At 38.5% G+C, this 10,791-nt stretch carries 12 protein-coding genes; 3 read left to right on the forward strand and 9 right to left on the reverse strand.

Annotated elements, in window-relative coordinates; genetic code table 11:
* Nucleotides 1–53 precede the first annotated feature (53 nt).
* The 3 genes from GD441_RS13750 to GD441_RS13760 form a co-directional block, all read right to left on the reverse strand.
* Nucleotides 54–563 carry a YwgA family protein gene (locus tag GD441_RS13750; RefSeq protein WP_153127005.1) on the reverse strand — a complete coding sequence of 170 codons (510 nt, stop codon included), beginning with the start codon at nt 561–563 and terminating at the stop codon, nt 54–56.
* A 42-nt stretch (nt 564–605) separates the two neighbouring features.
* The gene (locus tag GD441_RS13755; RefSeq protein ID WP_153127006.1) at nt 606–1,910 is read right to left on the reverse strand and encodes an HD domain-containing protein; all 1,305 of its coding nucleotides are present in this window, start codon (nt 1,908–1,910) and stop codon (nt 606–608) included.
* A gap of 231 nt (nt 1,911–2,141) precedes the next feature.
* Nucleotides 2,142–2,363 (reverse strand): YuzB family protein, encoded by a 222-nt coding sequence (locus GD441_RS13760; protein ID WP_153127007.1) that lies wholly within the window; start codon nt 2,361–2,363, stop codon nt 2,142–2,144.
* Nucleotides 2,364–2,777: 414 nt separating this feature from the next.
* On the opposite strand from GD441_RS13760, the gene GD441_RS13765 reads away from it, so the two are divergent.
* Complete coding sequence (locus GD441_RS13765) at nt 2,778–3,527, forward strand: RsfA family transcriptional regulator (protein ID WP_153127008.1); 750 nt, start codon at nt 2,778–2,780, stop codon at nt 3,525–3,527.
* A 141-nt stretch (nt 3,528–3,668) separates the two neighbouring features.
* Here GD441_RS13765 and lipL read toward each other — a convergent pair whose 3' ends face one another.
* Nucleotides 3,669–4,514, reverse strand: coding sequence for an octanoyl-[GcvH]:protein N-octanoyltransferase (gene lipL, locus GD441_RS13770; RefSeq protein ID WP_153127009.1), 846 nt, complete (start codon nt 4,512–4,514; stop codon nt 3,669–3,671).
* 111 nt (nt 4,515–4,625) lie between these two features.
* Nucleotides 4,626–5,603 carry a phosphate acetyltransferase gene (pta, locus tag GD441_RS13775; protein WP_153127010.1) on the reverse strand — a complete coding sequence of 326 codons (978 nt, stop codon included), beginning with the start codon at nt 5,601–5,603 and terminating at the stop codon, nt 4,626–4,628.
* 365 nt (nt 5,604–5,968) lie between these two features.
* Here pta and hemQ point away from each other — a divergent pair, with 365 nt between their 5' ends.
* On the forward strand, nt 5,969–6,712 hold the full coding sequence (gene hemQ / locus GD441_RS13780; RefSeq protein ID WP_153127011.1) for a hydrogen peroxide-dependent heme synthase: 744 nt from the start codon (nt 5,969–5,971) through the stop codon (nt 6,710–6,712).
* A gap of 398 nt (nt 6,713–7,110) precedes the next feature.
* Nucleotides 7,111–7,608: a spore coat protein GerQ gene (gerQ, locus tag GD441_RS13785; RefSeq protein ID WP_153127012.1), complete on the forward strand. Its 498-nt coding sequence runs from the start codon at nt 7,111–7,113 to the stop codon at nt 7,606–7,608.
* Nucleotides 7,609–7,882: 274 nt separating this feature from the next.
* Here the strand turns inward: gerQ and GD441_RS13790 are convergent, their stop codons facing one another.
* The 4 genes from GD441_RS13790 to GD441_RS13805 all read right to left on the reverse strand — a co-directional run.
* Nucleotides 7,883–8,254 (reverse strand): DUF423 domain-containing protein, encoded by a 372-nt coding sequence (locus GD441_RS13790; protein WP_153127013.1) that lies wholly within the window; start codon nt 8,252–8,254, stop codon nt 7,883–7,885.
* 67 nt (nt 8,255–8,321) lie between these two features.
* The gene (locus GD441_RS13795) at nt 8,322–8,609 is read right to left on the reverse strand and encodes a YwdI family protein (RefSeq protein ID WP_153127014.1); all 288 of its coding nucleotides are present in this window, start codon (nt 8,607–8,609) and stop codon (nt 8,322–8,324) included.
* A 439-nt stretch (nt 8,610–9,048) separates the two neighbouring features.
* Nucleotides 9,049–9,738 (reverse strand): uracil-DNA glycosylase, encoded by a 690-nt coding sequence (locus tag GD441_RS13800; protein ID WP_153127015.1) that lies wholly within the window; start codon nt 9,736–9,738, stop codon nt 9,049–9,051.
* 355 nt (nt 9,739–10,093) lie between these two features.
* Nucleotides 10,094–10,791: group II intron maturase-specific domain-containing protein (locus GD441_RS13805; protein ID WP_263862451.1), on the reverse strand; the 698-nt coding region annotated here is incomplete at its 5' end.

The raw sequence follows: 10,791 nt of genomic DNA on the forward strand, positions 1-10,791 counted from the left end.
AAAATAGGCTAAAGGGGCTTGGTTCTTGGTCTTGAGTCACCCTCTTCATTATTTTATTGCAATCCTGCCATACCTTTTAACCGATCAATATAAGCATACGCTTCGGTAATTTCTTCTGTTGTGTATTTTTGCTTGCTTTTTAAGGTGAAAATCTTTTCTTCCACTTCTTCACGCTGAAGGTTCTCGAAATATAGAATGGTGGAAACAAGCTCTAAAAATCTTGCATTTTGTTCGTTCATATCCGATAAGCAAGCCTCTAAATTATGCATGTCCAACTTTTGTAGCTGAAGAAATTCCTTACCGGATTCCGTCAAAGAATAACAATATTGATGATACCCATTCTTTTTTTCCTTCGATTCATTCAAGTAGCCCATGTTGCACAGCTCTTCTATTCTCAGGGTTAGTTCCTCTGAATACGGTCCATAAAAATGAAATTGAAATTTTTCCTGAAAAGGAAACGATATTTTCTTCGCGATATAAATCATTTTTTGCAGCTTTTTTCTACCAGCAATTTCCCCAACAGCCGCAATGGCATAAATAATTTTTGCGTGGTCTTTAAACAAGACACGTCACTCCTTATCAGTAATTAGAAAAGCGTCCGAAGCTCAGTCCAGCTCAAGCAGCTTACGAATTTGTCTTTTAATGTTCTTTTTCGACGTTTCATCTCGTAAAAAATCTTCCGGGAAATAGAGCTTGTGGTCCGTTCTTCTTTTACCTGAAATAGCATCAACAATTTCCGATTCCCTAGAAAGCTCTCTAATGTCTCCATTACTCTTAAGTAGATGGATCGGTAACCTTTCCTCTTCTTCACCTGGACGATAAAAATCATAGGGAAGGTCTGAGGATGAATCTACGACCAAATAATATTCAGGATCAATTCCTGCCTTAATAAAGAGCTTATTGAGCTCGACAAGCTTGCTCATCCCCTGGTTAGAAGGTTGAAACTCAATATATTTAAAAAGATTACGATTGACAAAACGGCTGCATAAATCACTTAATATAGTATCCTCTTCATCTTCCCACTGCTGAAAATAATAGAGCATAACCGCTTCATCCAGCTTTAAATAATCAGCTAAAGATATTTTGCCAGCAAACAACGTGTAAAAATGAACCGGATCCTGTTTAAAACGATATCCCTGTTTGTACAAATGCTTAGCCCGATGAAGAATTTTTGATAATATGACCTCTGCGCTTCTCGTAACCGGATGGAAATAGACTTGCCAATACATCTGATAGCGACTCATTATGTAGTCTTCTACCGCATGCATCCCGCTGCTCTTGATCACAACTTGATCTTCTCTCGGACGCATTACTCTCAAAATTCTTTCCATATCAAAATGACCATAGCTTACACCTGTAAAATAAGCATCCCGTTGAAGATAGTCCATACGATCGGCATCAATTTGGCTTGAAATCAAGCTAACCACAAGTTTATCTTCATATGTTTTACCAATCACTTCTGCCACTTTCTTCGGAAAACCGGGTTCTACCTTCTGAAGCACTTTATTGACTTGGGTATCTCCTAGAATAATTTCTTTCGTAAAATCCTCATGGTCTAAATCAAAAACTTTTTCAAAAGAGTGAGAGAATGGACCATGCCCGAGATCGTGAAGTAGCGCGGCACATAGGGATAAAAGACGTTGGTCTTCGTTCCATTCAGGCCGTCCTGCAAAAACATCGTCTATAATTCGACGTACAATTTCGTATACACCTAAGGAATGATTCAAACGGCTATGCTCGGCTCCGTGAAATGTCAAAAAAGTTGTCCCCAGCTGCCGAATCCTTCGTAAGCGCTGAAATTCCTTTGTTCCGATCAAATCCCAGATCACCCTGTCCCTTACATGTACATAGCGGTGAACGGGGTCTTTAAATACCTTTTCTTCACTAAGTTTTTCAGTAGAATATCCCATCGGCTACCCTCATTTTTTAGCATATATATCTTTATTTAAGTCATTGCGATAACGTCTCAACCTGTAAACTAGTATGCTTTTATTATAGCTCTTTTATCAATAAAAGATAAGGAAAGAATAAGAATTTTATGGAAATTCATACATCACTCAAGTCCAAAGCATAAAAAGGATATTCGTTCCTCGGAAAAAAAATCACCTTTCACAATATGGTGTAAGGCGATTGAATCATGATTATTTGATTTTTTTCTTTACCTTTTCAATGAGCTCGTCCTCTGTCGGAGCTGATACTGGACGATTATTTACAAAGGCGAAGGATTTTTTTCTACCTGGTCCACAATAAGATTGACAACCGATCTCAATCGTTGCGTCGGGATCAAGGTTTTTCAGCTTCGGAATGAGCGTTTTGATATTTGTAGCCTGACAATCATCGCAAATACGAAACTCATTAGCCATCCCTATTCACTCATCCTTTCTTTATAAGATGTGAGTATATTAAAATAATCGATTAAATGACGATTTATGGTAAAGGGATTTTTTAATTAAAAAGAACGTACATTTCTAAACAGCTAAAGGGTATTTTACAGTTTCTTCTTTATAATTTCAACCTGTAACTATTAACATTTTTCCCATTCCGGCAAGAATCAAGCCTATCTAAATATATTTTATAGTTCAGATTAAAAAACAGAGTTCGAACCATCCCCTAATCCAAAAGCTTCCTAATTCCTACAAAAAAACTAGTTTCCTTGTATAAAAATTTACTAATCTGTCCAAAATGTAACTAGAAATTGAAAAAACATCATTCTATACCCATTTTTGATGACTTCTTTGAATTTTATAGATTGAGTTTTAAGAGAAAGGATGAAAAATATGAAAGTACGTCAAGATGCTTGGACAGAAGAAGATGATTTACTTTTAGCCGAAACCGTGCTGCGTCATGTGAGAGAAGGCAGCACTCAGCTAAATGCATTTGAGGAAGTGGGAGATAAGCTAAATCGAACATCAGCAGCCTGTGGTTTCCGATGGAACGCAGTCGTTCGCCACAATTATGAAAAGGCACTTCAGCTGGCTAAAAAGCAAAGAAAACAGCGTCAAAGAATGCTTGGAAAAGACCAGGGAGGCAAGAAGAAGCTCCTGTATACACCTCCATCACCGACTTCTATGGAAGTTGGCCTACTTCCGGAGCCGAAAGAACTGACAGCCTATTCCCAAGACGAACTTAACCAAACAGCTGAGGATGTAGTCATAAAAAATGAGAAAATCCCTACTTACTCAAGTGAAAGTGCAGCCAGTGTTTCTTATACGAGCGAGTCTCTTCATTTAGATACGGTCATTACCTACCTGCAAACTTTAAATACTCAACAGCTTCATTCAGAAGTACTAAAAACAGAGAACGAAAGATTAAAGCTGGAAATAAAAGAATTGAAGAAGCGTAATCAAGAGTTAGAAAATAAGATTGAACATCTAGAACAAAATTCAGAGGTCATCCAAGAGGATTACGAAACACTTATGAAAATCATGAATCGTGCTCGTAAACTGGTTCTTCTCGAAGAAGACGAGAGACCTACTACTAAATTTAAAATGGACCGCAACGGAAATTTAGAAAAACTAGCAGAATAATAAATAATATTGGAGAACAGGTTGGCAACTTACTACTCGTTTTTATATTTTTAGTAGGTTGATTCTAACAATGAATAGAGGGTAACCCATTTGTAACTCGTACTCTTCTATAAGAAGAGATGGGAAAGCTTGGGTTGCCCTCTATTCATAGACCCCAATCATTTTTTCATTCCGTTCTTGTATTCTTTTAAGATATCCCTCATAGAGAGTGATTTCTTGCTCGCTTAGTTGGGTTGCAAATATTTTTCGACTGTGATTTTTAAGTGTTTTTAACAGTCGAAGCATCATGTCCTGCACAGTAAGCGAAGTACCTAAAAGCTCGCTTAATGAAGCCATTACTTCTGGGATGATGACAGGATATTGAAATTTCGTGTCTTTAGATCCTTTGGCCAGCTGGTAAAAATCACGTATGATCGCAGCACGCTCAGAACCACTCCCACTTACACATAAATAAATTTGCACAGCTACCCCATTCCGGATTCTTCGCTGAGAAATCCCGGCAAATTTTTTTCCATCGATGCTTAGATCATAGCTGCCCGGACAATAGGAACCAACAATTTCTCTCGCTTCAATATTTGAGTCAAAATCCGATAGCATATCGCGGACTAGATCATACATTGCATCATATCCTCGATTAATGTCTATACTCTTTGTCTTTTCAGGGAAAACCAGTGAGATGTTTAGCACGCCTTCGTCTAAGACAACTGCTAGCCCGCCAGAATTTCTAACAATCACATCAAACCCTAGCTCTTTTAAAAAAGAAATCCCTTCTTTTATAAAAGGCAGGCGCGTATCTTGAATACCCAATACAATGGTATTATGATGAACCCATGCTCTTGCAACAGCTGGGGTAAGCCCGGCACCGGCTGAGTGGCATAGGGTATCATCTGTAGCAAATGACTGAAGGGCTGAAAAAAATGGCCCCATGGAAGATTGATCAATGACCCTCCATTCAGGTTGGTCCAATAATGTCGTAACTCCGATCATACAGCTTTCTCCTTTTGTTTAACATACCTCGCTCATTATAGCATATACTTTCTTTTTCTTTTTAAAAAAGAAGCATCCTGCATTATCTGTACAGGATGCCGATCGTTGTTATTACTGCTGAAGAGCTTGCGCTGCTGTGATGATTGCAAGCTTATACACATCTTCCTCATTGCATCCGCGTGATAAGTCATTAACCGGGCGATTTAATCCTTGTAAAATTGGACCGACCGCTTCGAAATTACCTAAGCGCTGTGCAATTTTGTAGCCGATATTTCCTGCCTCTAAGCTAGGGAATACAAAAACATTTGCGTCACCTTGGATTGGTGAATCTGGAGCTTTTTTCTTTGCAACAGATGGAACAAACGCTGCATCAAATTGGAACTCTCCATCAAGCACCAACTGTGGGTCACGCTGCTTAGCAATTTCTACTGCAGCAGAAACCTTTTCTGTTTCAGGAGATTTAGCAGAGCCTTTTGTTGAAAAGCTTAACATTGCCACTCTTGGTTCAATATTAAACATTTTAGCTGTTTTTGCACTTTCAAGGGCAATTTCAGCAAGGTCTTGGCTGTCAGGTGCAATATTGATTGCACAATCTGCAAAAACATATTTCTCATCACCGCGCACCATAATAAACACGCCTGAAGTTTTCCTTACGCCTTCTTTCGTTTTGATAATTTGTAAGGCAGGGCGCACTGTATCCGCTGTCGAATGGGCAGCTCCGCTAACTAGACCATCTGCTTTGTTAACATATACTAACATAGTGCCGAAATAGTTCTCATCAAGCAGAATTTTTCTTGCATCCTCTTCTGATACCTTCCCTTTTCGACGCTCAACAAAAGCTGCAACCAATTCATCCATCATCGGGAAGTTTTGTGGATCATAAATTTCTGCAGCTTCTAAAGAAACGCCGTGTTGATCAGCAAGCTTTTGAATTTCTTCTTTATTCCCAACTAAAATAGGGGTTACTAATTTCTCAGCAGCCAGTCTTCCTGCTGCTTTTAATATTCTCTCATCCGTACCTTCAGGAAATACGATTTTCAAATTGCGTCCTGAAACCTTTTCTTTCAATACAGAAAATAAATCACTCACAACAAAATCCTCCTTATTTACTCTCTTCCTTAGGATACTCCTATCAAAAAAAAAATTCTATTTATCAAGATATTGAAAACGTTTACATTATTAATGTTCTTTTATTCTGAAATATTAATAAATTAAACCCTACTTCAATTTAATCATTTCCTATTTCCTCAGAATTAAACCTACTGCTATGGGTTCATCTATCTCTTCCAATAATTCAAAACAATCTCACAAATTTAGTGCTTCTCTTTCTATTATTTTTCTAAAACTGTGGTATAGTATTGATGAATAGAAAAAGGACCGGGCTACACCTACTCTTTGTCCGGCATCCGAGGAAAAAGTTTTTTAAAAATACATATATTATAGGAGTGATCATAATGAGCGAAGCAGCACAAACTCTTGATGGCTGGTATTGCCTGCATGACTTCCGTGCAATGGATTGGACAGCATGGAAAATGCTTTCAAGTGATGAGCGTCAATTAGCGATTTCCGAATTTTTAGGGTTAGTTGAAAAATGGAATAAAACACAAGAGAAAAAAGAAGGCAGCCATGCTCTCTATACCATTGTTGGTCAAAAAGCAGATTTCATGATGATGTTTGTTCGTCCAACAATGGAAGAGCTAAATGAAATCGAAACGGAATTCAACAAGTCAAAGCTTGCTGAATATACAATTCCTACACACTCTTATGTGTCAGTGGTAGAATTAAGCAACTATCTCCCAGCTGATGAAGATCCATATCAAAACCCAGAAATCCTATCACGACTTTATCCAATCCTTCCAAAAGCAAAGCATGTTTGCTTTTACCCAATGGACAAGCGTCGCCAAGGTAATGATAACTGGTATATGCTCCCGATGGAAGAACGCCGCCGCTTGATGCGTTCCCATGGCATGATCGGTCGCCAATACGCAGGAAAAGTAAAACAAATCATCACTGGTTCTGTTGGCTTTGATGATTACGAATGGGGAGTCACTTTATTCTCTGACGACGTCCTACAATTTAAAAAGCTTGTTTACGAAATGCGTTTTGACGAAGTAAGCGCTCGCTACGGCGAATTCGGCTCCTTCTTTGTCGGAAACCTTCTCAAAGAAGAACGTATTCCAGCTTTCTTACACGTATAAAAGAAAAGCGGAATGCGCCTGTTTTAAAAAAACAGCGAAGTAACATTCTTCACTTAAAAAGAAGAGCTGACCAAATGGTCTTTTATACCGACCTTTGAGTCAGCTTTTTTTAGTGGAGTAATCGAATTATTCTGATGAATGATCGAAAATCATCGGAACGATTGAATGATCTCGGTAAGTAATCGAAAGATCCTAAGTATGATTATACCTCTGTATTTGAAAATACCATTCGCTTTTCATGAACTGCCTTTCAGTAATCCGTATGCTCAACCTAACTCCCCTTTTAGTCTTTAGAAAATTTTTCTCGCCTGGAATATTCCTAAAAAAAAACCATACATATTAAATAGTGAAAATCTCTGATTATTAAAGTGAATTTTTTAAGATATGGAGGATTAAGGATGAATCAAAACAACAGCAATCCTTATTTGAATTATGGTTATACTGCCCCTCAGGCCCAATACTACGGGGGAGCGCAGAATCCTCAACAGGAGGCGATGTATCGTCAAATGCAATATTACCAACAACAACAACAGCAACAGACCGCTCAGCCCGGTATGCAGGTTCCTTTTCCGGTAAGTGCACCAACTACTGCTCCACAAATCCCAGGTATGCTGCCTTTAGAACAATCCTATATTGAAAATATCCTTCGATTAAATAAAGGCAAGCTAGCTACAATCTATGCCACCTTTGAAAACAATAGAGAATGGAATGCTAAAATTTTTAAGGGTATTATTGAAGCTGCAGGTCGGGATCATGTTATCCTCAGCGATCCTCAAACCGGAACTCGTTACCTGCTGCCAATGGTTTATGTTGATTATATTACCTTTGATGAAGAAATCGAATATGAATATCCTTTTAACAGCGTCCAGCCGATGGCAACGTATCCACCAAGATAATTTAGAAAAGCGGATAGCGCCTGGTTGGCTCTGACGGGAAAATTCTTCAAATGACAATCATTTTGTCGTAAAAGGTCTTTTCCTAAAAAAGCTGTCACTTATAGAGCTAGAAAAATAGAAAAACACTGCAACTAGCGATGGCTGCAGTGTTTTTTCCATGAATTTTAGTTTAAGCTATGTGAGCCCTAAAAAGAGGTTGTTCTAGGAGTAAATGTATAGCACTAATAGGAAGCTTGAGATTAAAATTAAACGATTTTATTATTTCCCACACATTCTATAAATATTTATATGCTGCAATAATCAAAAGCACCCATGCCGCTAAGAACGAAACGCCCCCGAAAGGCGTAATAGCGCCAAGCACTTTAATTTGCGTTACACTTAAAACATACAAGCTTCCGGAAAATAACAGAATCCCGATGAACATCATCCAACCGGACCAATTAATTAAAGGAACACCATTAAGCTTTCCGGCCAATAGTCCGACAATTAAAAGACCCGTAGCATGCAGCATTTGATAGGTAACCGCTTTTTCCCATGTACCCATGTATTTGTCTGGAAGTTTTCCTTCGAGTATATGTGCACCGAAAGCTCCGAATGACACGGCTAAAAATGCATGTAAAGCTCCAAAAATAATAAATAGCTTCATGTTTTTCTCCTCTCTTAAAAAAGCGGAATTCCGCCCATATTAGCTTGAAAAAAAGGAGTCCATCTTTTTAAAAATCCAACAAAGAGGATCCATTGGCATCTTCTAATTCTAGTGGTTTTTGTTGCAACGACATATTTGTTTGAGAAGGTCTCTGTTCCATTGCCATACTGAGAGGTAAAGAAGCAGGCGACTGCTTCAAGACTGATTTAGATTCATTCTTTTCCCCTGTCACTAACTCACATAATGCCTGTATTGCCATCACATACCCTTTTTTTGCTTCTTCATTAGACGTATTTTTTGCCTTCTGCAACAATTCTTCCATTTTATTGAATAGTTGCTCAGATGAAATATTCACTTGATCACCTCGTACAACGTACATTGTATCATAAGTTCCAAATCCTTACCTATAGCACATCTAATCACAATGGTTTCATTTCTTCTCCTCAAATTTCATACAAGCTTGCCCCGAAGATTGAAAGACGGCTAGTGAAGGCATAGATGCTGTTTTAAATTGAAATGCCCTGCACCCTTTTGGGAACTTCGGATCCCACGTTACGTAAAAGTGAATACATTTCATACAGTTTATTCTTTTATTCTCCATTTTTTCATCCCCATTTCATACCTCTCTTATTCTAACAAAAAGTATGGGCTGGGATTAAATAAATTAATATTGTAGACAAACCTATTTGATTTATGATGAAGAATGCACCTGAATTATTTCTTAGGAAATATTGTTGAAGCTTGTCTTGTAATATTGTCGATGTGAAATGTTTCATGTGAAACATTGTCGAAAATCAGAGAAAGCTCTTGTTAGGGATTTCCCAATTAATCGGGTCCTCGCCAATATTTTTTAGATAATCATTTGTCTTTGAAAATGGCCTGCTTCCAAAGAAACCCGTCCTTGCAGAAAGTGGGCTTGGATGTGGTGATTGGATGACAAAATGCTTTGAAGAGTCGATTAGCTCTAGCTTACTTTGAGCAGGCTTTCCCCAAAGGATAAACACGATCGGCTTTTCTCTTTCGTTCAAAACAGAAATAATCTTATTGGTGAAGATTTCCCACCCTTTTCCTTTATGGGAATGTGCCTGTCCTTTCCGGACTGTCAGCACTGTATTGAGCAGTAATACACCTTGTTTGGCCCAGCTAGTTAAATATCCGTGGTCAGGAATCGGACACCCGATATCGTCATGTAATTCTTTGTATATGTTCTTTAAAGAAGGAGGAATAGCGACTTCCGGCTTTACAGAGAAGCTTAGTCCATGAGCCTGTCCCTCTCCGTGATAGGGATCTTGCCCTAAAATGACAGCTTTCACTTGATCAATATCGGTAAAATGGAGCGCGTTAAAGATATCTTTTCTATCGGGATATACGGTAGTGTCCTCATATTCTTTCATTAAAAACGTTTTGAGGTTTTGAAAATACTCCTTTTCGAACTCTTCCTCAAGATATTTCGCCCAATTGTTGGTCAGTATATTGTTTTTCATTTTTCTCTCCTTTTATATATAACCAAAATAATCTGTGTTTCTATACGTGCGAAAAATTCCCCGATTTAAGCGAAACTTCTCTTGATTTAAGCGAAAATACCTTTGATTTAAGCGAAAACGCCTTTCATTTAAGCGATTCCTCCCTTTATTTAAGCGAAACTTTAGCAACAAGGCAACTGAATCATCTTTTTTAAACGCTCTGAGTATCTAACATATCATTGTTGAGTCAAGTCCTTAATCCATTGTTGCTATAGGATCTCTTTTTTTATTTCATAAATAATATCGAGTAGGAGGGGGTGACTAACCCCCGACCTCTCACACCACCGTACGTACCGTTCGGTATACGGCGGTTCAATTAAGTATGACGTAGAGTCTGATACCTTTCAGTTAGACTTCTTAACCCTCGGTGACTCCAATAGGAGTTGTCGAGGGTTTTATGTAGAATGGGACTGCAGGCAATCCGCCAATATCTCTTGCGTGTATTGCCCCATTCGAATGCTTTATGGCTTGGAACACCTAATCCTCTGAGTTTCCGAATTCTTGTTTTCGGAGTTTTCCATTCTTTCCATAAACACATCCGAAGCCTTCGTCTAATCCATTCATCAAATTCTTTGAACTTACTTGGTGTTTCTGCCAAGGCAAAGTATCCGCACCATCCCATTAAATACTTGTTCAGTTTCTCAATCCTTCTCTCCATTGGATACGGTTTGGATCTTGATGTGATTTCACGAATCTTATCTTTCAATCGTTTCACACTTTCGTTCGCAATCCGTACCTTTGGTGTTTTATTGGATGTGAAGCTGAAACCAAGAAACTTCCGTTTCCAAGGACGGTCTACCGCCGATTTCTCTTTATTTACCTTGAGCTTTAACTCCTTCTCAATAAAGTGGGTAATGGAGTTCATGACACGAACTCCTGCTTTCTTTGTTTTCACGTAGATGTTACAGTCATCCGCATACCGGACAAACTTATGTCCACGTTTCTCCAGCTCCTTATCCAATTCATGAAGCATGATGTTTGATAAAAGTGGACTAAGCGGGCCGCCTTGAGGCG

This window comes from Peribacillus tepidiphilus, assembly GCF_009466385.1.
Taxonomy (GTDB): domain Bacteria; phylum Bacillota; class Bacilli; order Bacillales; family DSM-1321; genus Bacillus_BN; species Bacillus_BN tepidiphilus.

Bases quoted from the DNA above. Each gene is read 5' to 3' on its own strand.
- GD441_RS13755 (WP_153127006.1), bottom strand. From the start codon at position 1,910: ATGGGATATTCTACTGAAAAACTTAGTGAAGAAAAGGTATTTAAAGAC.
- gerQ (WP_153127012.1), top strand. From the start codon at position 7,111: ATGAATCAAAACAACAGCAATCCTTATTTGAATTATGGTTATACTGCC.
- GD441_RS13760 (WP_153127007.1), bottom strand. From the start codon at position 2,363: ATGGCTAATGAGTTTCGTATTTGCGATGATTGTCAGGCTACAAATATC.
- GD441_RS13765 (WP_153127008.1), top strand. From the start codon at position 2,778: ATGAAAGTACGTCAAGATGCTTGGACAGAAGAAGATGATTTACTTTTA.
- GD441_RS13790 (WP_153127013.1), bottom strand. From the start codon at position 8,254: ATGAAGCTATTTATTATTTTTGGAGCTTTACATGCATTTTTAGCCGTG.
- lipL (WP_153127009.1), bottom strand. From the start codon at position 4,514: ATGATCGGAGTTACGACATTATTGGACCAACCTGAATGGAGGGTCATT.
- hemQ (WP_153127011.1), top strand. From the start codon at position 5,969: ATGAGCGAAGCAGCACAAACTCTTGATGGCTGGTATTGCCTGCATGAC.
- GD441_RS13800 (WP_153127015.1), bottom strand. From the start codon at position 9,738: ATGAAAAACAATATACTGACCAACAATTGGGCGAAATATCTTGAGGAA.